The 20,479-nt window shown below is 59.0% G+C and carries 19 protein-coding genes and 2 pseudogenes; 12 read left to right on the forward strand and 9 right to left on the reverse strand.

Annotated features, from left to right (window positions below):
• Window positions 1–6: 6 nt before the first annotated feature.
• The 4 genes from ACFSNN_RS32795 to ACFSNN_RS32810 are packed head-to-tail and all read left to right on the forward strand — an operon-like array spanning window position 7 to window position 3,767.
• Entirely contained in the window at window positions 7–1,206 is a 1,200-nt protein-coding gene (locus ACFSNN_RS32795) for an acyl-CoA dehydrogenase (RefSeq protein ID WP_134464714.1), read from the forward strand.
• A gap of 15 nt (window positions 1,207–1,221) precedes the next feature.
• Window positions 1,222–2,376, forward strand: a complete 1,155-nt coding sequence (locus ACFSNN_RS32800; protein ID WP_134464712.1) for an acyl-CoA dehydrogenase family protein — start codon at window positions 1,222–1,224, stop codon at window positions 2,374–2,376.
• Window positions 2,373–2,828 carry a MaoC family dehydratase gene (locus tag ACFSNN_RS32805; protein ID WP_134464710.1) on the forward strand — a complete coding sequence of 152 codons (456 nt, stop codon included), beginning with the start codon at window positions 2,373–2,375 and terminating at the stop codon, window positions 2,826–2,828. The genes ACFSNN_RS32800 and ACFSNN_RS32805 overlap by 4 nt, the downstream gene beginning before the upstream one ends.
• A 36-nt stretch (window positions 2,829–2,864) precedes the next feature.
• Window positions 2,865–3,767 (forward strand): SDR family NAD(P)-dependent oxidoreductase, encoded by a 903-nt coding sequence (locus tag ACFSNN_RS32810; protein ID WP_134464708.1) that lies wholly within the window; start codon window positions 2,865–2,867, stop codon window positions 3,765–3,767.
• Window positions 3,768–3,944: 177 nt separating this feature from the next.
• Here ACFSNN_RS32810 and ACFSNN_RS32815 read toward each other — a convergent pair whose 3' ends face one another.
• Complete coding sequence (locus tag ACFSNN_RS32815) at window positions 3,945–5,090, reverse strand: acyl-CoA dehydrogenase family protein (protein ID WP_134464706.1); 1,146 nt, start codon at window positions 5,088–5,090, stop codon at window positions 3,945–3,947.
• A complete protein-coding gene (locus tag ACFSNN_RS32820) occupies window positions 5,087–6,238 on the reverse strand; it encodes a CaiB/BaiF CoA transferase family protein (protein ID WP_134464704.1) in 1,152 nt (383 codons plus the stop codon). The genes ACFSNN_RS32815 and ACFSNN_RS32820 overlap by 4 nt, the downstream gene beginning before the upstream one ends.
• Window positions 6,239–6,596: 358 nt before the next feature.
• On the opposite strand from ACFSNN_RS32820, the gene ACFSNN_RS32825 reads away from it, so the two are divergent.
• Window positions 6,597–7,712: a porin gene (locus ACFSNN_RS32825; RefSeq protein ID WP_134464702.1), complete on the forward strand. Its 1,116-nt coding sequence runs from the start codon at window positions 6,597–6,599 to the stop codon at window positions 7,710–7,712.
• A gap of 77 nt (window positions 7,713–7,789) precedes the next feature.
• Window positions 7,790–8,536, forward strand: coding sequence for an SDR family NAD(P)-dependent oxidoreductase (locus ACFSNN_RS32830; protein ID WP_134464700.1), 747 nt, complete (start codon window positions 7,790–7,792; stop codon window positions 8,534–8,536).
• Window positions 8,537–8,685: 149 nt separating this feature from the next.
• Here ACFSNN_RS32830 and ACFSNN_RS32835 read toward each other — a convergent pair.
• From ACFSNN_RS32835 to ACFSNN_RS32850, 4 genes and pseudogenes are all read right to left on the reverse strand, one after another.
• Window positions 8,686–8,850, reverse strand: a pseudogene (locus ACFSNN_RS32835) (IS6 family transposase); the annotation flags it as partial.
• Between the two features lie 55 nt (window positions 8,851–8,905).
• Window positions 8,906–9,481 (reverse strand): S-(hydroxymethyl)glutathione synthase, encoded by a 576-nt coding sequence (gene gfa / locus ACFSNN_RS32840; protein WP_134464698.1) that lies wholly within the window; start codon window positions 9,479–9,481, stop codon window positions 8,906–8,908.
• Between the two features lie 18 nt (window positions 9,482–9,499).
• On the reverse strand, window positions 9,500–10,609 hold the full coding sequence (locus ACFSNN_RS32845; protein WP_134464696.1) for an S-(hydroxymethyl)glutathione dehydrogenase/class III alcohol dehydrogenase: 1,110 nt from the start codon (window positions 10,607–10,609) through the stop codon (window positions 9,500–9,502).
• Window positions 10,610–10,881: 272 nt separating this feature from the next.
• Window positions 10,882–11,556, reverse strand: a complete 675-nt coding sequence (locus ACFSNN_RS32850) for a nitroreductase family protein (protein ID WP_134464694.1) — start codon at window positions 11,554–11,556, stop codon at window positions 10,882–10,884.
• A gap of 1,049 nt (window positions 11,557–12,605) precedes the next feature.
• Between ACFSNN_RS32850 and ACFSNN_RS32855 the strand changes: the two genes are divergently transcribed.
• The 6 genes from ACFSNN_RS32855 (at window position 12,606) to ACFSNN_RS32880 (ending at window position 18,726) form a co-directional block, all read left to right on the forward strand.
• Complete coding sequence (locus ACFSNN_RS32855; RefSeq protein ID WP_134464692.1) at window positions 12,606–12,839, forward strand: hypothetical protein; 234 nt, start codon at window positions 12,606–12,608, stop codon at window positions 12,837–12,839.
• Between the two features lie 110 nt (window positions 12,840–12,949).
• Entirely contained in the window at window positions 12,950–13,378 is a 429-nt protein-coding gene (locus ACFSNN_RS32860) for a hypothetical protein (protein ID WP_134464690.1), read from the forward strand.
• A 953-nt stretch (window positions 13,379–14,331) separates the two neighbouring features.
• A complete protein-coding gene (locus ACFSNN_RS32865) occupies window positions 14,332–15,411 on the forward strand; it encodes a porin (RefSeq protein ID WP_134464688.1) in 1,080 nt (359 codons plus the stop codon).
• 667 nt (window positions 15,412–16,078) lie between these two features.
• A complete protein-coding gene (locus ACFSNN_RS32870) occupies window positions 16,079–17,272 on the forward strand; it encodes an NAD(P)/FAD-dependent oxidoreductase (protein WP_166799373.1) in 1,194 nt (397 codons plus the stop codon).
• A gap of 12 nt (window positions 17,273–17,284) precedes the next feature.
• Window positions 17,285–17,506: a ferredoxin gene (locus ACFSNN_RS32875; protein ID WP_134464684.1), complete on the forward strand. Its 222-nt coding sequence runs from the start codon at window positions 17,285–17,287 to the stop codon at window positions 17,504–17,506.
• A 17-nt stretch (window positions 17,507–17,523) separates the two neighbouring features.
• On the forward strand, window positions 17,524–18,726 hold the full coding sequence (locus ACFSNN_RS32880; protein WP_134464682.1) for an aromatic ring-hydroxylating oxygenase subunit alpha: 1,203 nt from the start codon (window positions 17,524–17,526) through the stop codon (window positions 18,724–18,726).
• A 509-nt stretch (window positions 18,727–19,235) separates the two neighbouring features.
• On the opposite strand, the gene ACFSNN_RS32885 is transcribed toward ACFSNN_RS32880, so the two are convergent.
• The 3 genes and pseudogenes from ACFSNN_RS32885 to ACFSNN_RS32895 all read right to left on the reverse strand — a co-directional run bounded on the left by ACFSNN_RS32885 (window position 19,236) and on the right by ACFSNN_RS32895 (window position 20,118).
• On the reverse strand, window positions 19,236–19,676 hold the full coding sequence (locus ACFSNN_RS32885; RefSeq protein WP_244322997.1) for a TetR family transcriptional regulator C-terminal domain-containing protein: 441 nt from the start codon (window positions 19,674–19,676) through the stop codon (window positions 19,236–19,238).
• Between the two features lie 24 nt (window positions 19,677–19,700).
• A pseudogene (locus tag ACFSNN_RS32890) lies at window positions 19,701–19,808 on the reverse strand (TetR family transcriptional regulator); the annotation flags it as partial.
• A gap of 94 nt (window positions 19,809–19,902) precedes the next feature.
• Window positions 19,903–20,118, reverse strand: a complete 216-nt coding sequence (locus tag ACFSNN_RS32895; RefSeq protein ID WP_134464676.1) for a hypothetical protein — start codon at window positions 20,116–20,118, stop codon at window positions 19,903–19,905.
• Window positions 20,119–20,479 lie beyond the last annotated feature (361 nt).

A 20,479-nucleotide genomic window follows, 5' to 3' on the forward strand; every position in this document is an offset into this window, starting at 1 on the left:
ACGTAGATGGATTTTCAACCTGATGCGGGGCTCGAGGCATTCCGTGAGCAAGTGCGTGCATTCCTGCGCGAGCACCTGCCGCGTGATCTTGCAGGCAAACCGGTGGGCAGCGTCCGCTCCATGCGGCCCGATCTCGTGCGCTGGCAAAAGATCCTGAATCAGCAAGGTTGGGGCGCGCCGCACTGGGCACAAAAGGACGGCGGCACGGGCTGGTCGGTTCTGCAGCGGCTCGTCTTCGATGAAGAGTGCATCGCGGAGGGCGCGCCGACCCAGGACGGGTTCGCGCAGAAGCTGCTCGGTCCCGTGCTGAACGAATTTGCGTCGCCGGAACAGAAGGCCGAGCATGTGCCACTCATTCTCGCCGGTGAGCGGCTTTGGTGCCAGGGTTTTTCGGAGCCGGGCTCGGGCTCGGACCTCGCGTCGCTGCGCACGCGCGCCGAGCGCGATGGCGATCATTACATTGTCAATGGCCAGAAGATATGGACGAGCTACGCGCATGAATCGGACTGGATCTTTCTGCTGGTTCGCACCGACACCGAAGTGAAGAAGCAGGCGGGCATCAGTTTCCTGCTGGTGGACATGAAGACGCCGGGCATCACGGTGCGTCCGATCCGCAGCATCGACGACTGCCATCACCTGAACGAGACTTTCTTCGACAACGTACGCGTGCCGGTAGCGAACCGCGTCGGGGCGGAAGGCGCCGGCTGGACGATCACAAAGTTCCTGCTCAATAACGAGCATGCTAGCGCAGCCGACCTGCCGATCCTACGGCGTTATCTGATGCAACTCCGCACGCTCGCGGCAACGCAGCGCGTGGGGTGTGAACCGTTGATTGCGCAGCCGGCCGTCGCGTTGCGCCTCGCGCGCCTCGAAGCCGAAGTGAGCGCGGTCGCCACCATGGTCAAGCGCGTCGCGGCGATGGAGCAGGACCACAGTCCTGCCGCCCATGCGATGGGATCGATCCTCAAGGTGCGCGGCACGGAGCTTCAGCAGCGCATCAGCGAGTTGATGGTCGAAGCGCTCGGCGATTACGGCGCGGTGGCTTACCCCGAACCGCACGACGCGTGCAAGGCAGAACCCTTGCCGCACCAGGACGTGGCGCGTGGCATTGCCAACGAGATGTTCTTCCGCCGCGCGTCGACCATCTACGGCGGCACGAGCGAAGTCCAGCGCGGCATCATCGCCAAGATGCTGTTTCAACTCTGAGTCGTCGGAAGGATCATGAACTTTACTCTCAGTGCAGAGCAGCAGTTGCTGCAGGATAGCGTCCGGCGTTTTGTCGACAGGGATTACAGCTTCGAAACGCGCATGGCGCTCGTCAAGGCAGGTTCGACGTGCAGCGCAACGCATTGGCAAACTTTCGCGGACAACGGCTGGCTCGCCGCGGCGTTGCCCGAGTGCTGTGGCGGCTTTGACGGTTCGCTGATCGACACGGTGTTGATCGCCTCGGAACTCGGTCGCGGACTCGTCGTGGAGCCTTACCTCGGCTGTGCGGTGCTGGCGGCGCAAACGCTCCTCGCGGGCGCCACGCGGGCGCAACGCGAGCAATGGCTACCGGCGCTCGCCGACGGCTCGCGCAAGTTCGCGCTCGCGTATGGCGAGGCGCAGTCGCGTGGCTTTCCCGAGTTGGTCGAAACGAGCGCGACGCCGACGCCGGATGGCTACTCGCTCACCGGCTGCAAGACACTCGTGCTGGGCGGCGCGGATGCCGACAGCTTCATCGTATCGGCACGTGCGCAGGACGCCGACGGCATCACGCTCATGCTGGTGCCGGCGCACGCACCGGGCCTTTCTCGCCGTGTGCTGCCTTTGCACGACGGCAGCTTCGCCGCCGAACTGACGTACGACGGCGTGCGCGTGCCCCGTGAAGCGGTGCTCGGTGTGCCGGGACACGGACTCACGGCGCTCCAGCACGCACTCTCTCACGCGACAGCGGCGCTCGGCGCGGAACTGGTCGGTGTGATGGAAAGGTCCATCGAACTCACCGCCGAATATCTGAGCGTGCGCAAGCAGTTTGGCGTGCCAATCGGCAGCTTCCAGGCGCTGCAGCACCGTCTCGCGGACATGGCGGCGGAAATGGAACTCGCGCGCTCGATGCTCTATGCGCTGCTCGGCTCGCTTGAAAACGACGCGCCACCCGCTCGCCTGCGAGCGGTCTCACAGGCCAAATCGGTGATCGGCCGCGCCGCGCGCTTCGTGTGCGGCCAGGCGATCCAGTTGCATGGCGGAATCGGCATGACCGAGGAATACCAGGTCGGTCACTACTACAAACGGGCGGTCGTCGCCGACGTGCTGTTCGGCAGCAGCGACCAGCACGATGCCGCTTGCGCCGCGCAGTTGCAGAACGAATTGCTTCAAAAGGAAAACCACGCATGAAGAGTTTCCAGAAAATCACCGATCTGCGGCCGCTCGTCGGCGAATCGCTCGGCACGAGCGAGTGGCTGTTGATCGATCAGCAACGCGTCAATCAGTTCGCGGACGCAACAGGGGACCACCAGTGGATCCACGTCGACGTGGAGCGCGCGCAGAAAGGTCCGTTCGGCGGCACGATCGCGCATGGTTTCCTCACGCTGAGCCTGCTGCCCGCGTTCTTCGCGACCGCCTTCGAAATCAGGGAAACGAAAAGTGGCCTGAATTACGGGCTCGACAAGGTGCGCTTCATCGCACCGGTCCCGGTCGGCAAGCGGCTGCGCGCGCACTTCAAGCTCATGGAGTGGGGCGAGTTGAAAGGCGGCGGTGCGCAGATGAAAATCGAAATGACCGTCGAATGCGAGGGCGCGGACAAGCCCGCGTGCGTCGCTGAGTCGATTACGCGCCTATTCCCCTGATATTCCATGACTGACAATGTTCGAGGAGATTCAAGCATGAGTATTCGTTTCGATGGCAAGGTCGCGATCGTGACCGGCGCGGGCGCCGGCCTCGGCCGAGCACATGCGCTGGCGTTCGCGGCGCGTGGCGCGAAGGTGGTCGTCAATGATTTCGGCGGCGCGCGCGATGGCACGGGCGGTTCGTCCGAAGCAGCGCTCGCGGTGGTCGAAGAGATTCGCCAGGCAGGCGGCATGGCGATCGTCGACGGCGCGAACGTGGCCGACTATGAGCAGGTGCAGGCAATGGTCAAGCGCGCGGTGAGCGAGTTCGGCCGCGCCGACATTCTCGTCAGCAACGCGGGCATTCTGCGCGACAAGAGCTTCACGAAGCTCGAAATGGCTGACATCAAGGCGGTTCTCGACGTTCATCTGATGGGTGCGATCAACTGCTCGAAGGCGGTATGGGACGTCATGCGCGAGCAGAACTACGGCCGCATCGTCATGACTACTTCGTCGTCCGGCATGTACGGCAATTTCGGGCAATCGAACTACGGCGCGGCGAAGATGGCGGTGATCGGCCTGATGAACGCGCTCACGACCGAAGGCCGGAAGAACAACATCCTGGTCAACACGATCGCACCGGTTGCGGCGACACGCATGACCGCCGACATCCTGCCCGAAGCAATGCTTGAGCGTATCCAGCCGGAGCGCGTGACGCCGGCCGTGTTGTTCCTCGCGAGCGAGAACGCGCCGTCGAAAACCATCATCGCAGCGGGCGGCGGTGCATTCGCCGCGGCGACCGTCGTCGAATGCGCGCCGGTGCTGCTGGCCGATGACGACGTCACGCCGGAAGGCGTCGCCGCTCGCTTCGGCGATATCGCTGACTGGAGCAGCGCGCGTGCGTACGGCGAGTCCGGCGAACAGGTGCAGCGTTTCCTGAAGCTCGTCTGCGACATATAACGGTATCAACGTGACGTGAACCGAACGAACCGCCGCTTTTGCGGCGGTTTTTTTGTCGCTCAAGCGTTTGCTCAAAGCAATTCAACGGAACGTGCAAACGATGGGCGAAAAAAAGCTTGCATGAAGTTCTTTCATGCAAGCCAGACTTCTCTTCGACCTTAGAGCCTCAATGGCCGCTCAATCCAGGTTGCGCGAAATGATCAGCTTCTGGATGTGGCTCGTTCCTTCGTAGATCTTGCAGATGCGGACATCGCGCAGATAGCGTTCGACCGGGAAATCGGTCAGGTACCCATACCCGCCATGAATCTGCAAAGCGTCGGAGCATACCTTCTCCGCAATCTCGCTCGCGAACAATTTGGCAATGGACGCTTCCTTGATGCAGTCGAAACCGGCATCGCGCAGACGTGCGGCGTGAAGGCAGTATTGCCATGCAACGTCGACCTGCGCGGCCATATCCGCAAGATCGAAAGCGACGGCTTGAAGTTTGGTGAGCGGGGCGCCGTACGCCTCGCGTTCGCGCGCGTACTTGACGGCGGCGTCCAGCGCCCCCCGCGCTACGCCCGCCGAGATGAACGCGATGCCGATACGGCCGTCCGAGACACCCCCCATCACAGTGCGATAGCCGTTGCCCTCCAGACCAAGCAGGTTTTCCGCCGGCACCCGGTAGTCTTCGAGCGCGATTTGTGCCGTGTGCGCAGTGTGCTGACCGAGCTTGCTTTCGATACGAGTGACGCTGTAGCCCGGCGCCTTCGGGTCGATGATGAAGGTGCTCGCGCCGCGTTTGCCCGCTGCCTTGTCAGTAATGGCGAACGCAATCCCGACGCCGGCCTCGCTGCCGTTCGAAATGAACTGCTTGGTGCCGTTGAGCACGTAGTGGTCACCCTCGCGGCGGGCACTCGCGCGCAGCGCCGCGGTGTCGGAGCCCGCGTGCGGCTCGGTCAGCAAGAACGCGCCGATCGACTCGCCGCGCGCCATGGCGGGCAGGTAGCGCTGCTTTTGCGCTTCGGTGCCGTGCTCGACGATCGTGAGCGCAGTGAAATTGTGCACGTGCAGGATGGTGGCGAGCCCGGCATCGACTGCCGCGAATTCGTGCTGCGCGATGCAAAAGTCGAGGATGCCCGCGCCGGATCCTCCGTATTGCTCGGGGATCAGCATGCCCAGAAAGCCGAGTTCGGCGAGCGCCTTCAATTCGTTGCGCGGCCAGGTGGACTGGAGATCCCGTTCGGCGGCGGTGGGTGCGATGATTTCGTTCGCCACTCGGCGGGCGGTGTCGCGAATCAACGTCTGTTGCTCGGTGAGGAACGAGCGGTTGGTGTCGGTCATGGGTGTGTTCCGTTCACGTTTGAGGCAGGTTTCGGTTGGTTGAGCAGCCAGTCGCCCAGCACGTTGTCCTGGTGCTCGCCGCGCCGCGGGATCGCCCCGGGCCGGCCAGCTGGGGTTGCCGAAAAGCGCGGCGCCGGCGCGGCTTGCAGCACACCGTCTTCACGCGTATAGACACCGCGTGCATGCATGTGCGGATGGGTGGCCGCCTCGTCGGGGCTGAGCACCGGCGCAAAGCAGGCGTCGGTTCCTTCGAGTAGCACACACCATTCATCGCGGCTGCGCTCGGAAAAAAGCGCGGCGAAACGTTCGCGCAACTGCGGCCAACTGCTCGCGTCATAGGGCTTGTCGAAGAGCGGGTCGGCACCGAGGCCGAGCTTTTCGCGCAGTTCACGATAAAACTTGGGTTCGAGCGAGCCGACGGAAATAAAGCCGCCATCGGCGCAGCGATAGGTGTTGTACCAATGCGGGCCGTCCAGCAGGCTTTGGCCGCGCTCGCTGCGCATCTGCCCCGATGCCTGCAATGCAAGTAGCAGCGTCGTCATGTGCGCGCTGCCATCAACGATGGCAGCGTCCACCACCTGGCCCACGCCAGTCGCGCGCGCGTTCATGATTCCGGCGAGCAGGCCCACCGCGAGATACATCGCTCCGCCGCCCACATCGCCAACGAGGCTTGGGGGTGTCACGGGCGCTTCGCCGGGTTGTCCTGCATACCAGAGCGCACCAGACAGCGCGATGTAATTCAGGTCGTGGCCGGCCGCGTGAGCGAGCGGGCCGTCCTGCCCCCAGCCTGTCATGCGTCCGTAAATAAGGCGCGAATTGCGCGCGAGACAAATGTCGGGACCAAGGCCGAGTCGCTCCATTACGCCGGGACGCATGCCTTCAATGAGGGCGTCGCTCTGCTCGATGAGACGCAACACGGTCTCGACGCCTTCGTCCGTCTTGAGATCGACCGCCACGGAGCGTTTGCCGCGATTGGCAATTTGCGTGCCGCCGAGATCGAGCGCATCGGGACCGGCTTCGATGCGATCCACCACGACCACGTCCGCGCCGAGATCGGCGAACAGCATGGCGCAGAACGGACCGGGGCCGATGCCGGCGATTTCCAGAACTTTGAGCCCGGCGAGCGGACCCTGTCGTTTTGTTGTCATGAGTGATGGTCTCGGTACAGGTTGACGGGAGCCATCGTAGAGAGTGCGAGTAATGCCGCGCTCCCCCAATCTTGAGGGGGACAGCGCGACTTTTACGGAGCCTATTCTTGCGAGGCACCGCACTACATATCATTGCGCCTCGCTTATTTCCGTTCGATCCGTGCCATACGAGAGCAGATTGAGGCCCCCCAATAGCGAGGGGGTAGCGCATAAGTCGAAACGCCTATCCTTGATCGCAAGCGCCGCAACCCGAGTTCGAGATCAATCCCGTGACACGCCCAGCGGTTTCCGGTTGATGTCGATTCAAGCGGCTCTACCCGCGCAGTCCAAGACGCGGTCGACAATGAAGGAGACATGCATGCGTAATATCGGTAAAGGCCTCGTGGGCGTTTCGATGCTCATTGCGGCAGGCGGAGCGGCAGCGCAATCCAGTGTGACCTTGTATGGCGTGGCAGATACGTTTGTGCAATATCTCGGCAACGGTGCAGTTCATTCGTGGTCAATGCGAAGCGGCGGCAATTCGGGCTCCAATTTCGGGCTGAAGGGAAGTGAAGATCTTGGCGGCGGCCTCAAGGCCATATTTACGCTGGAGAATGGATACACCATTAATAACGGCGGATTCTTCGTCGACAGTTCCACGATGTTCTACCGGCAAGCCTGGGTGGGCTTGAGCGCGGAAAAGTATGGTTCGCTTACTTTTGGGCGCCAATATCAACCCACTTTCTGGGCGGTGTATCCCACCGATCCGTTCCGCGGCGATGAGGTTCTTTCGCCGTTGTCGGCTGCGGCGAGTGCTGTCGACAGGCACACGTTTGCCACGCAGAGTGCGGCCGGGCGTAGTAGCAACGCGATTGTCTATCAGTCGCCGATAGTAGCGGGGCTGAAGTTGTACGCGATGTACGGTTTCTCCGCGACTGTCACTCAGCCTGTTCCGCAGACCCTTGGCAATATTCTTGATCTTGCGCTGACCTATTCGGGTTATGGCGCGTACGTGGGTCTCGCGTACCAGAACCAGCATGCAGGCACTGCAGCGATTCCGGGGCTGCCGTCTGCGCTGAATCTGCTTGGCACGGAGCGCTTTACCGGTGCCTTGGGTTACCGGATCGGCATCGTGAATCTGCAGTTCAACTACACCTACAACCGCTCGAAAGACGCGCCCGCTGGGTCACTGGCCGCGCGTCTGGGTGCCAGCAATTCCTACAGCATCGCGGAAGTCGGGGCGACGATTCAGGCGAGCCCGGCCGATACGGTGGAAATAGCAGCCATCGAGCGCGACGTGCGTGGCGTGCATGACAACACGCCCGGTGTGCAACTCGGCTTCGAGCACCTGTTGTCCAAGCGGACGACACTTTACGCACGCGCAGGTTATATGAAGAACAACGGCTCCGCGATGATGAGCTGGCCCGGTATCAGCGTCAGCGGGCAGAACGCCACACAGACGATGGTGGCCACGGGCATGTCGTATCGCTTCTGATCTCGAATGGGCGTTGCGGCTGGCGCCCGTCGTTCGGGAAGTTCTTTTCGTTGCGTAACAGAAGGTCAAGAAAGAAGATGAATCTCCAGAACAAGGTGGCGATTGTGACAGGCGCAGCCTCAGGGCTCGGGCTTGCAACATGCAAGGGGCTGGCGGCAGCCGGCGCCACGGTGGTTGGTTTCGACCTCGACCAGGCACGGCTCGACGAAGCGCTGGGTGCGGACATGAAAGGTATCGCGGTCGACGTCTCCAATGAATCCAGTGTGAAGTCCGGTATCGACGCCGTGGTGGCTATGCATGGACGCATGCATGTAGCGGTCAATTGCGCCGGCGTTCTCGGTCCTTGCAAGACTTTATCGAAGGGACAACTGTTTCCCTCCGACCTGTGGAATCGCGTGCTGGGCGTTAACCTGACCGGGACTTTCAATGTCATTCGTCACGCCGCGCTCGTGATGAGCGCAAACGATCCTGAAGAAACCGGAGAGCGTGGCGTGATCATCAACACGTCTTCGGGCGCGGCCCGCGCCGGGCAGATGGGACAGGCCGCGTATAGCGCGAGCAAGGCGGGCGTGATCGGCATGACGCTGCCGATCGCACGCGATCTCGCCCAACACGGCATCCGGGTCGTGTCGATTGCGCCGGGGCTTTTCGAGTCGGGCATGTCGGCGGGAATGCCGCAGAAAGTCTCGGACGGTTTGATCGAAAAGATGCTGTTTCCAAGGCGTATGGGTAAGGCGGAAGAGTTTGCCGGGCTCGTGCGGCACATCGTCGAGAACGCGTATCTGAACGCGATGACGATCGATATCGACTGCGGCATGCGTTAAAGGAATCGGCCGGGGAGCAGGGGAGTTGACCTTGTAACTCAGAAAACGTGGACATCATTCGGTTGATGATGCAGCGGTTGGCGGGAACTCCCGGGGGGACCACCCCACGGGACTCCCGAACCGATCCAGCGTTTCACGAACGCCGATGTAAAGCGCTTCACCCAAAGCATGATCGTCGTGTGCGCTAGTGACAGGCCCCGTTTGGCCATCATCTCCATCAGCTGGCGCGGACTGAGCTTGTAGCGCAAGTACCAGCGCACACGCGGCGTGATGATTTCCCGATCGAAATGACGGCCATCAAACGATCCTTCCATACGTTTGAGCTTGCTCATCAGCGCCTGCCGGATCGTCAATGCATTCCGTGGAGAATCAAGCCTCGCGGTAGGTGCCCTTGGCCTTGGCTGCGTGAGTGGCCAGAACGTCCATCAACGTGGGGCTGAGACAGTCGTATGGCTCCAGGCCCTTGTCACGCAGCGTCTGCCGGACCTCGGGAAGCGTCGAGGGCGGCGTGCCGCTTTCAATGATCGACGAGACGAAAGCGGCGAAGCCGGGGCCGTCCCAGCCGGTATCGTTCGACAGTTCCGTGTGGATGAAGTCGAGCCCGTAGAACGCGTGGTCCTTATTCTCGATGCGGCCGTACAGATGCGTGCCGCAGGCTGTGCAGGCGTGGCGCTGGATCACGGCTTTGTCGTCCACGACCTTCAACTTCTCCGCGTTTGCCGTCACTGTCAGCTTGTCGCGCGATACGACACCCACGACGGAAAACAATGCGCCTGCGGGTTTCCAGCATTTGGTGCATCCGCAAGCATGATTGAACGCAACCTGCGAATCGACGCGGACCTCGACGGCGTCGTGCGCGCACTGGCAGCGCAGCGTGCCGCCCGCGAAGTCTTCGGCGCCTTCTTGAATCTCGCGGTCAACGGTGGGATGAATGGCTGAGGCCATGGTCTCTCTCCTTGTATATCAGTAGTGAACGACGGTGCGGATCGATTTGCCCTCGTGCATCAGGTCAAAGGCTTCGTTGATGCCCGAGAGCGGCTTGGTGTGGGTGACGAATGGCGCGAGCTGGATCTTGCCTTCCATCGCGTCTTCCACCATGCCCGGTAATTGCGAGCGGCCCTTCACGCCGCCGAAGGCCGTGCCCAGCCAGCGGCGGCCGGTCACGAGCTGGAACGGGCGCGTGGAGATTTCCTGACCCGCGCCGGCCACGCCGATGACGACCGACTGACCCCAGCCACGGTGCGCGCATTCGAGCGCCGCGCGCATCACGTTGACGCTGCCGATGCATTCGAAGCTGTGATCCACGCCCCAGCCTGTCATGTCGACGATCACCTGCTGAATGGGCTTCTCGTGGTCCTTGGGATTCACGCAGTCGGTCGCGCCAAAGGCGCGGGCCAGATCGAACTTGCCCGGATTGGTGTCGACGGCGATGATGCGGCCGGCCTTGGCGAGCTTCGCGCCCTGAATCACGGCGAGACCGATGCCACCGAGGCCAAATACGGCGACGGTATCGCCTTCCTGCACCTTAGCGGTGTTCTTCACCGCGCCCAGGCCCGTGGTCACGCCGCAGCCCAGCAGGCACACCTGCTCGGGATTGGCTTGCGGGTTGATTTTGGCGAGCGACACTTCGGCCACGACGGTGTACTCGCTGAACGTGGAGCAGCCCATGTAGTGGTAGAGCGGCTGGCCGTTGTAGCTGAAGCGGCTGGTGCCGTCGGGCATGACGCCCTTGCCCTGGGTCGCGCGCACGGACACGCACAGATTGGTCTTGCCGCTCTTGCAGAACAGACACTCGCCGCATTCGGCGGTGTAGAGCGGAATCACGTGATCGCCGGGTTTCACGCTGGTCACGCCTTCACCCACTTCGACGACGATCCCGGCGCCCTCGTGGCCGAGCACGACGGGGAAGAGGCCTTCGGGGTCGTCGCCGGAGAGCGTGAAGGCATCGGTATGGCAAACGCCGGTATGCGTGATCTTGACCAGCACCTCGCCCTTGCGGGGCGGTTCGACGTCGATCTCGACGATTTCAAGGGGCTTGCCCGGCGCAAACGCAACTGCAGCACGTGATTTCATGGCGGTCCTTCCCGTGTTTAAAAATACGTTTTCTCTGCACGCGAGGGTTGTGGCAGTCGTCCACAATTCGCGGCGAAATCAAAGGGGAAATGATGGGGATACCTGAAAGCCATCGGAGCGAGATTGATAGGCTCCTTGTTGGATTTTCGGAATCCTTGCAGGGATCATGGTGCTCTCAGCTTCCGCAAGTCGCGACATCCCATGGAGTGGCAGGCGCATTCTTTGCAAAGGCCGTGTTGAACCGGCGCGCGATGATGGAAGGGCGCCTTACTTCATTCAAGGCGTACTACCTCGCTCAACGGACGACGCTTCTTGGGCGTGCCGCCGTTTGCCGGGTAGCCGACAGTGAGAAGGGCGAGTGGTTCCCAGTCAGGCGGTAGCTTCAAAACGATCGACACCAGTTCCGGACAAAATAGCGGCGCGCGCATCCAGTAAGCGCCAAGGCCAACAGCGTGTGCCGCGACAAGAAAGTTCTGTACAGCCATGGCGGTCCCCATGATCGCCATAAGCCTTTCGGCGTCGGTGCGCACCGCGTCCGGATAGTTGTCCATATGGACCAGCGAAGTGCATACGATCACAACGGCCGGCGCTCCGGTGATGCGATCATATGACCGACTTACGTCCGCTGCCACCGTCTCCGGAGCGTCACCGTCCGCCATTCGGTCCGACCGCAACCTGGCTCCCATGCTCATTGCCAATTTGTTCTTCTCCTGTTCCGAGGGAACGAGGCGGAAGCGCCATGGCTGTCGATTATGTGCCGACGGAGCAGTAGTTGCGACCTCGATAAGCTTCAGAATTTGACTGGTAGGGATGCGTTTCGGTAAGTAGCGTCGAACTGAAGGACGGGTCTGCAACAGTCGGATACTTTCGAAATCGTCCATCGCCAAAGGCGACTCGAAGTGTGAACACGCCTCTTGGATTGCCGACTGTGATTCTCGTCCTGTCATGCCCCATCTCCTATGTAAACAGTTTCAAGACGACCAGTCATACGAGCTCGAACGGTGCTGTGCAGGGGGTGCATCTTTGCGTTGCTTGCCCGGATAGTCCGTGTTTAAACACCAGCCGACCATGTGCAGTTCTGAAGTCACGTCGTCTAGCGTCTCGGTGGGGAGGAAAAACCGTTAGGAAAATCGAGCAACACAGTTTCCTTCACGCCTGAGTGCGAGCCGCATGTCGCCGTCGATCAAAAAGCCGAGTGGTGTTGCGAGGCTAAACGGTCGACTTCTTCGCACCGTGCCTGTGGGCACGCGAGAGCCGTGTGGAGCGCAGACGCATACAAGGCCTTGCCCAAGGACTGTCCTGCTCGATCACCGCAACTTGAAGGGACGCGACGTAGTCCGGTAACACTGCGCCGGCATCTTTTGATGTTGTGTCGCACAAATTCTGATACGGATTTCCGGGAATGCGGACTTTGAGTTCCTACCCCGTCCGGTGAGCCGCCGCATAGATTCGCGCCAGGAAACCTCCATTCAGCACACCGCGCGGTTATGCAGTGAGTCGGCAAAGAAACGCGCACAGATCGCCAAAACTGTACTGTTCATTACGTTAGTACAGTGGACCACTGGGACATTGCGCTAGCTCCGGAAAGAAACTACGGTAGCTCGCGGAAAGCGATAGCCGTATATTTCACAGGCGCGCGAGTTGGCCTAGTCTGGTCACTCAGAATGGCGAGCAGCCGAACTTCAGGAGCGCAAATTGGCCGAGAGTTCATTGTCGTTACGCGCATTGATCGATAAGTGGTTTGAGCCTTCTTCAGGTCTGCGTATCAGCAAGTGCAACATGCTTGTGAGCAGCGCACGACGCTGCGTTCGTGTCGAGTCCAGGAGCACCGATATGGCCCATGTGATCTTCTTTTTCCAACATTGGGACGGTGCGTGGCGTGTCTATCCACCTGAGGCAAGGCAAATGGAAAGAAGCGCATTTTACGCTTCTGCAATCTAACATTTCGACGACGCGTGAACGTGCTGCAAGCGCCAGGAAGCTATGGAGGCGAAAAATGGACCTTTTAGAGATCGCTCGGCAATCGGGTATGACGGTGGTTCTCGATGCGAGAATCGGACAGATTGAATATCAAAGTGTTTACGGGTCCGTCAATTCTCTGAAGAAGCTCATCGAGACGATCGTCGCGTTGGTGAGTGATGACGTAACCGACGCTATCCATGTCTCTGGCGAAACGGGCTTCTGCGACGATGCGACCGCCGACTGCACGACGAATCGCCGGCTCCAATAAGGGAGCGAGAGAAGCGAAAGACATTCATATCAACTGCAGTGTCTTGAGCGCAATGCGCTATTTACAAGCGAGCGCGTGGTACGCAGATCACCGAATCTTGGAGTGCGATCATGGAGAGCGGGAATTTTTTGGGTCAGCAGCAGATTTTCGACCGGGCGATCGAGCACCTCCTATGCCAGGGCCGCGCGGCGTTGCTACCACGTGGTGGCGGCGCATATCGCGGATACTGCGGAGGCTGTCCAGTCGGTAGCTTCATCAAACCTCGAGACTACATAACGGCCATGGAAGGAGTGCCTGTCCGCTATATCGGCAAACAATCATCGGGGGAGGTGCCTGCCTATATGGATGTCGGTGTCTCGGCGCTCAGGAAAGCGTTATTGCGGGCTCACATCAATGTCTACGATCCAGTCACCGTTGAATTGCTCAGCTGTCTGCAGAATGTACACGATGCGTTTGGACAATGGGAGTGGAAAACGCGACTTCAATCGATTGCGCGTCAATTCAATCTATCTATCGCGAGGCTCGAGACGGCAGCTTGATGGCCGATGAGCTACTCCATTCGACTTGGCGTCTACCTCGATCGAGCTAGTGTTATCAGCTGTTATAAGACTTTGCGTACTGGTCGAGTGCTCAGCACGGTGAGGCATTTTTGACGCGATCGACGAGCCTCAACGCGGTATAGAGAACGCCCAAAACAGGTTCCTCGCTTTCGCTAACGGTGATTCGCAGATCGTGACGACATCTTCGTGAGCAATAGCCCGCTCAGAGCCGGTGCTGGCCTCGAAGAATTGAGCCAGCTGGCCACAGGTTTACTGGCTCGCGGACGCGAGCTTGCGTTTGTTTCCCTGCGCGTATTGAGTTGAACACCGCGCTCTCCCGCACGCCAGCCGGCCGCCAGAGCTTGCGCCCGGTATAGAAGCACACCGCGCTCTGCCCGTACACATGCAGGTTGCCTGGCAACTTGCCGGTAATGCTATCCAGCTTGATGTGGCCAATGGCCATCTCGTTCGGCTAGACATTCGTGCTGAAATTTTTCGGCGTCACTTCGGCTTCGACAACGCGCATGGCTCGAACCGTCATGGAGACTTGCGTATTTGTGCGCTACTTCCTTGTTGACCATTTTGCTGAGGAGCCATGCAGCGCTGATGGCAAGCGGCATTGCGCTGTGGAATCGATGATCGTTCCCGGCTGTTGTCTCCATCCCATCATTGTGAAAAGCCCAGGTTTTCCGATCCGGAGGCTGTACAGGCACAGGGGGCAATACGCTTTTTGCACAGAGTCGTTACGCGCATGCGCCAGGATTGAATACTGCACATGTCGCTGTTTATTTTGATTGATGACTCTATTGAACAAGGCCTTGCAGCGTTCGACCCGCGGATTCTATGAGGTTGTGCAGGTCGCGATTTGCTAGTCAAAGTTGGTTGGCGGCGACGATGTTCCTCTTTTCCAGAATCACTCTGAATGGCACACCAGATAATTATCAGGATAACATATGAAATATACGATTGAAAGTTTGACGAAAGTCATTGTGATCTCTTTCTGCGCAATTTCGGCCACGACATTTGGTTTGAAACCGGCCCTGGCACAGTCGAGCCTACAGCTATATGGGCAGATTGATGAGTGGGTCGGTGCTAGAAAGTGGCCTGGTGGGCAAACCGCCGCGCTTCTCGCTGGAGGCGGATTGTCCACATCATATTGGGGGCTAAAAGGTTCGGAAAATCTCGGGAATGGCTCAAGTGCAATTTTCGCGTTGGAAAGCTTTTTTCAACCGCAAAATGGCGGATACGGAAGTTATCCTGGTGACACGTTCTTTTCTAGAAATGCATACGTTGGGATTGAATCGCCATATGGAACGTTAACGGCGGGTCATCTGACGACCCAGCTATTCATCTCGACGCTTCTATTCAATCCATTCGTTGACTCATACGTGTTTTCACCCATGATCCAGCATACGTATTTGGGACTCGGTACGTTCCCGTCTTACAACACCGATCAAGGTTCTGCCGGTGGCTTTGCATGGAACAACGCGTTGCAGTACTCAACGCCGGCCTTCGGCGGCTGGAGTGGCGCAATCATGTATGGACTCGGAAATGCGGCGGGGCAAAACGGTGCAAAGAAATGGTCAGGGGAGGTAACGTACTCCGGTTCTGAATTATCTGCGACAGCGGTGTACCAGTATGTAAACTTTAACGCTCAGCCGGGTGATTTAAGCAGTCTCGTTACTGGGTTAAAGAGCCAAAGCATTGGTCAAATTGGCCTGTCTTACGATCTTAAGTTCGTCAAATTTTTCGGGCAATACATGTATACATGCGACACCCAGCAGTCAGGTAGCTGGCACGTCCAGACTGGTCAAGGCGGTGTAGCGGTACCGCTGGGCGTCGGAACGCTGATGGCCTCCGTTGCATATTCTCGCGACAGCGGAGGACTGGACCAGACGCGCAAGTCAGCTGCGATTGGCTACGACTATCCTCTCTCAAAGCGAACCGACGTTTACGCCGCGTATCTTTACGATCACTTTAACAAACAATCGTCCGGTCAGACATATGGTGTAGGTATTCGGGCGAAGTTCTGAGCATTAATGGTTTCCGGGCGTGTCACTTCCGTCGCCGCAGGGAAGTGCGGCGGCAAATTTGGCGTGTACGGAGTGCGCAAGGTGTGGCGCCGGTTGCTGTGCGACGGCGCGAAGTTCGCGCGCGGCACTATTGGACGGCTGATGAAGGCGATAGGTGTCGAAGATGTGCAGCGTTGGCGTCGGATCAAGACGACGCAGCGCGACGGTGCGGTGGTGTGTCCGCTGGATTGGGTTAAGTATCAGTTCCAATCCGATCGGCCAGATGCCCTGCGGGTAGCAGTTTTACGTATGTCTGGACGCGCTTCGGCTTTGTACGCGGCGTTTGTCACTGACAGGCCCGTCAGTCGCCATCAGCGAACTCGATTTGAGCTAGGCGCGTCTGTAGGCGACCCAAGGGCATCTCGCCTGGCCGGCATAGGCGTCCAGACGGACTGTACTGCCCGAACATGCTGCACAGTTTGTCGTTGCTACCACGACGATTGAGGAAAGCAACTGCGGACTGCACATGTTCGATTCGGTTTTGATCGTCGACTATCAAACCGGACATGACCACAAACGAGTTTTGTTGGTTCTCTATCTAACGGATGATTAAGGTTCAGGTTCGTGATAGGTCAACCGTCGAATAAGGTCAAGAGGCGGCACTATGTGTCTTAACCGGGTGATTGTAGTGGGCGGCAGCGTGGCGGGACTGCGTGCAGTGGAGACTCTGCGCCAGGAGGGCTTCGATGGCGAAGTCATGCTGGTCGGAGGCGAGTCGCACCTGCCCTATGACCGCCCGCCATTAACGAAACAGATTCTGACTGGAGAACTGGCGGCAGAGCAACTGTACTACCGGGATCTGGAATGGTTTGAGCGCAACGAGGTCGAGCTGTGCCTTGGAACCACTGCCAGTGCGCTGGACGTCCAGTCAAGCGTGCTGCAGGTCGGGAAACGGTCGCTCCGGTTCGATGGACTGATCATCGCAACGGGTGCGCAGCCCCGCCGATTGGCGCGGACCGCCGGGCTGGCGGGCATATACACGCTACGTACCATCGAAGACGCTCTCACGGTCAAGGAGCAGATGTTGCCCGGCGTGCGGTTGATCATCATCGGGGCGGGCTTTATTGGCTCGGAAGTGGCATCGAGCGCCGCGGCGTGCGGCGTTCAGGTCACCATTCTCGAAGTCGCCGATTCGGCGATGACGCGTGCAGTCGGCCCGCAACTAGGGCGCGTGCTCGGCGCATTGCATGACGAGTTCGGCGTCAGCACGGTGTGCAACGCTCGCGTTGTCGGCTTTGGTGGCAGTGACCGGGTCGAGTCCGTCCATCTGGAGGGTGGGTGGGAGCTCCCGGCAGACATTGTGGTGATGGGCATTGGCATTTCACCGAATACAGGCTGGCTGGCAAGTTCAGGATTAACGATCAGTGACGGAATGGTGTGCGACGAGAATCTGAACGCCGGACCGGATAACGTGTTTGGAGCCGGAGACGTCGTCGCATGGCCCAACGATTGGTGGGGCGGCGTAATGCGGGGCGAACAATGGCTGGTTGCCGCAGAGCAGGGCAGGCACGCCGCAAGGAACCTGCTTGCCGGCCCAGGCAACGCAACGCGCTTCTCTACCGTTCCCTACTTCTGGTCTGATCAATACGGTTGCCGCATTCAAGCGGCAGGTCGCACGGATCTAGGCGAGCTGATTACGCTAGCCGGCGAACTGCGCCAACGTCCATACGTTGGCGCATTCAGATACGAAGGACGGCTGACCGGAGTCGTGGCGATCAACGCGCCAAAGGAATTTGCTGGACTACGCCAGGCGTTGCAGACGAACAGCAGCTTCGATGCTGCGGTTGCAACTATTGAAACGCAATTGAAAGCGGTCGATTAACCAACGCGGGAGATGTTCGTGATCAAAGTGGAACTGGATCAATCAACGTGTTGTGGATCCAAAATGTGCGCGAGTCTTGCGCCCGGAGCCTTCGTCCTCCTCGAATCGGGTGTGGCGGGCGTACTGCCGGGTGCGCTTGACTGCCCATTCGAACAGTTGATGAAGGCGGCGAAAAGCTGCCCAACTCAGTGCATCACCATTTTCAGGGATGGTGAGGAAGTTAACCTCTACTAGAAAACTCGGAGACTAAGATGGCGCAAAACTGGCTGCATGCGAACCTGCCCCACCATCCACCGGAATGGCTCGCCTCGTCTGACAATATCGATCCAGGTAATCCGTGCAAACCGCCTGAATACCGCACACTGGTTCCACTAAGCCGTCCGGAGGCCTTATATGACCTCGGCTCGAATGCCGAAACGTGGAAATATTTTTGGCACGTGGCGGCGACAGTTAAGGAATTTCGGTCGCACGCACACGGAGCGAAAGGCCCAATGAGCACCATGCTGTTGGGCGAACGGATTGTTATTGCGGATCTCGGCGGCCGGATCTGTGCTTTCGATGATCGCTGCGCACATCGCGGTGCGTCATTGGGTCTGGGGTGGATTGAGGGCGATGAACTGCGTTGCCGTTACCACGGCTGGTGTTACAACAGCGCCGGGAAATGCACGGATATTCCGTCACAGCAGGAAGGCGACGCAATTCCAGCTCGTGCCAAGCTCAAAGAGTACGAGTGCGAAGTCAAATACGACCTGATCTGGGTCAGGCTCAAGAGTGGAGCGGACACAACGATCCCGCACTTTCCGGCGTGGGATGCGAGCGATATGACGTGTCACGCAGGTGAGCCATACTTGTGGCCGTCATCTGCGGGACGCCGGATCGAGAACTTCATTGACGTTACGCACTTCGCATATGGGCATCAGGGAACACTTGGCGGTCCGCCGCACACCAGATTCAAACCGTATCCAGTAACCCAGACAAAGAAGCGGCTTGAATTCATGGTGGACACGTTTCTCGCATTCAACCCTGGCGATACGACGTACGGACCGCCGAGCGGACCAGAATCGAAAATGCTTGGACCAGCTAAGTATCATGTACATATGCCGTTCACGGTCCTGCTATTCTTCAGGTGGTCAGAGTCGCGAGACACTCAGATCTTTATGCATGCCACTCCGATCGATGCAGAAAATTGCCGGAGCTACTGGTTCACCTGTCATACCAGCGACAACTCTTCGACGGAAGAACATCTCGCGCTGCAATCTATTGTTCTGACCGAAGACCTTCCTTTGGTGGCGTCGCATCGTCCTCGGGCAATCGGGGAATCTCATGAGGAGGTTTCCGTTCCCGCGGACAAGCCGGATATCATTTGGCGCAAGTGGGTACGCGAGATTGCGATCGCTGCCAAGGACGGCCCTGAAGCGCTGAATCGTGTTTTGAACGAAGAGAGCGAATATTGAACGAATTTGCGGCGAAGTTCCCGGACAACGTCAGCGTTGCTCGGCGAACGGAAGTGTTCACGCGCTAAGCATCCTGATGCTTATTGTCGATCAATATAAAAAACAAAAGCATTCCACATCGGCTTCTTCAGGTTTGCACTTGCGTTTGCTCCCGCAGCCTTGTCGCTAAAGGGCCATTAGCGGCGCCCGACGAAGAACGGGAAAATCGCGTTTTCGCAAGGGTTATGCCGACGCCCGTGCTATGCCGCGTCGTGGATCCACGCACCCAACGGTTCGGCGGATCCCCGTTCCGGCTCGCTCGGATTGTCGGCATTATCAGAGAGTTTCCGGAAAGGCGAAGAACGGATATGGAGGTCTGTAGCGGGTCGGCGTGCAAGTAAATTTGGGTAGTCTCGGCGCTATTACCGTCGAAGCTGCACACCGATCTCCGCTGAGCCTTCCTCCTGCCACGCGATTTACGCCTCAGAGCACCCCTGAGTAGCGTCGTTCGTGGAACGCATGCAGATGTTCTATAAGGGGTGACCCTTCTCGGGCAGCTTGAGCGTCCGCCTCACGATCGTCTTGAGCGTATCTCGCGCGACAGTCTGGTCCGCTTTCATCAATCTCTTTTTTCCCAGGACGAGGTGCATCTGCGCAGCAAAATCCGCGTAGGCTTGCGTCGCTGCCCAGATAGCGAAAATAAGGTGTTCGGCGTTGACGCGGTCAGCGAGCCCTGCATTCATCCAGTCTTCCAGGGTTCGTATGTTTTGATGAAGCATCGGTACGAGCCGTGCCTTGATTTCCTTACCGTAGTTCCTCGCGCCGCCAATCATTTCAAGTGCGTAAACCCTCGAACCAAACGGTCGCTTGATGGAGAAGTCGATTTTGGCGTCGATATAGGCGTCGAGTGCTTCGTCGGGTGGCAGGTCGGTATGAGTAAGCGCATCAAGGCTCTGCAGCCATGCATCCATTACGTCGTCCAATACGCGCTTGTAGAGCGCGAGTTTGTTCGGGAAGTAGTAAAGGAGATTTTGCTTTGATACACCGGAGCGCTCCGCAATGATAGCGACCGAAGCGCCGTCAAAGCCCAGTTGAGCGAAGACCTGTTCGGCTTGTGCCCTGGAACGAGCGGCCTACCTGAGCAGGCAGTCTGTCTTGTGATCTCGCTACCCTTTTAAGGAGCACGCTCCGACCTCGTCATCTGGCATTGTAAATCCGGCGAAGATAAACAATGCGCCGTGCGGCGAACGGTTTCAATCCATAGTGTCGCAGCGTATTCAGAATATTGTCAATTGCCGGTTCCAGGCGCGTCTGCAACTCTGCGGCCATCCGTTTGTATTCGCTCGCAGCAAGCGCATATTTGACGATGCGTTCCTCAAGAGTTGTGCTTTTCCGTGAGGTTTTGTTTTGCAAGGCGGTGAGCGTCGGTTACGTCAAGAGTCGTACCAATCGGCTTATGCAGTGCCGTCTGGATAAACAGAAGCTTAGGAGCACTCCGTTCACAGATCGTGAACGTGCTTACGCCTGACGCTCTCGAAATGCCCCGCGCGAAGGAAGGCGCTCCCCCTGCGTGCAAAGCGCCGCTTTCCAGCAATCCGTTTATCCCCGAAACAAGCTGCGACACGAACTCGCCACGCTTCGCTCGAAGACGAGTGTCTTCCAGGCAGCCGAAAGCGTCGAGGCGCCATCGGGATCTATGAGTTTGGAGCGGTGTGCAGTTCGGTCGTCCTGTACGGATGGTCGAATTTTATCGTCGCTGTGCATGGTCCGATTC

This window comes from Paraburkholderia dipogonis, from assembly GCF_042680985.1.
Lineage (GTDB): Bacteria > Pseudomonadota > Gammaproteobacteria > Burkholderiales > Burkholderiaceae > Paraburkholderia > Paraburkholderia phytofirmans.

What these genes read in the sequence shown, in the direction of transcription:
- ACFSNN_RS32795 (WP_134464714.1), top strand. Translation starts at nt 7, where the DNA reads ATGGATTTTCAACCTGATGCGGGGCTCGAGGCATTCCGTGAGCAAGTG.
- ACFSNN_RS32800 (WP_134464712.1), top strand. Translation starts at nt 1,222, where the DNA reads ATGAACTTTACTCTCAGTGCAGAGCAGCAGTTGCTGCAGGATAGCGTC.
- ACFSNN_RS32805 (WP_134464710.1), top strand. Translation starts at nt 2,373, where the DNA reads ATGAAGAGTTTCCAGAAAATCACCGATCTGCGGCCGCTCGTCGGCGAA.
- ACFSNN_RS32810 (WP_134464708.1), top strand. Translation starts at nt 2,865, where the DNA reads ATGAGTATTCGTTTCGATGGCAAGGTCGCGATCGTGACCGGCGCGGGC.
- ACFSNN_RS32815 (WP_134464706.1), bottom strand. Translation starts at nt 5,090, where the DNA reads ATGACCGACACCAACCGCTCGTTCCTCACCGAGCAACAGACGTTGATT.
- ACFSNN_RS32820 (WP_134464704.1), bottom strand. Translation starts at nt 6,238, where the DNA reads ATGACAACAAAACGACAGGGTCCGCTCGCCGGGCTCAAAGTTCTGGAA.
- ACFSNN_RS32825 (WP_134464702.1), top strand. Translation starts at nt 6,597, where the DNA reads ATGCGTAATATCGGTAAAGGCCTCGTGGGCGTTTCGATGCTCATTGCG.
- ACFSNN_RS32830 (WP_134464700.1), top strand. Translation starts at nt 7,790, where the DNA reads ATGAATCTCCAGAACAAGGTGGCGATTGTGACAGGCGCAGCCTCAGGG.
- gfa (WP_134464698.1), bottom strand. Translation starts at nt 9,481, where the DNA reads ATGGCCTCAGCCATTCATCCCACCGTTGACCGCGAGATTCAAGAAGGC.
- ACFSNN_RS32845 (WP_134464696.1), bottom strand. Translation starts at nt 10,609, where the DNA reads ATGAAATCACGTGCTGCAGTTGCGTTTGCGCCGGGCAAGCCCCTTGAA.
- ACFSNN_RS32850 (WP_134464694.1), bottom strand. Translation starts at nt 11,556, where the DNA reads ATGACAGGACGAGAATCACAGTCGGCAATCCAAGAGGCGTGTTCACAC.
- ACFSNN_RS32855 (WP_134464692.1), top strand. Translation starts at nt 12,606, where the DNA reads ATGGACCTTTTAGAGATCGCTCGGCAATCGGGTATGACGGTGGTTCTC.
- ACFSNN_RS32860 (WP_134464690.1), top strand. Translation starts at nt 12,950, where the DNA reads ATGGAGAGCGGGAATTTTTTGGGTCAGCAGCAGATTTTCGACCGGGCG.
- ACFSNN_RS32865 (WP_134464688.1), top strand. Translation starts at nt 14,332, where the DNA reads ATGAAATATACGATTGAAAGTTTGACGAAAGTCATTGTGATCTCTTTC.
- ACFSNN_RS32875 (WP_134464684.1), top strand. Translation starts at nt 17,285, where the DNA reads ATGTTCGTGATCAAAGTGGAACTGGATCAATCAACGTGTTGTGGATCC.
- ACFSNN_RS32880 (WP_134464682.1), top strand. Translation starts at nt 17,524, where the DNA reads ATGGCGCAAAACTGGCTGCATGCGAACCTGCCCCACCATCCACCGGAA.
- ACFSNN_RS32885 (WP_244322997.1), bottom strand. Translation starts at nt 19,676, where the DNA reads ATGGATGCATGGCTGCAGAGCCTTGATGCGCTTACTCATACCGACCTG.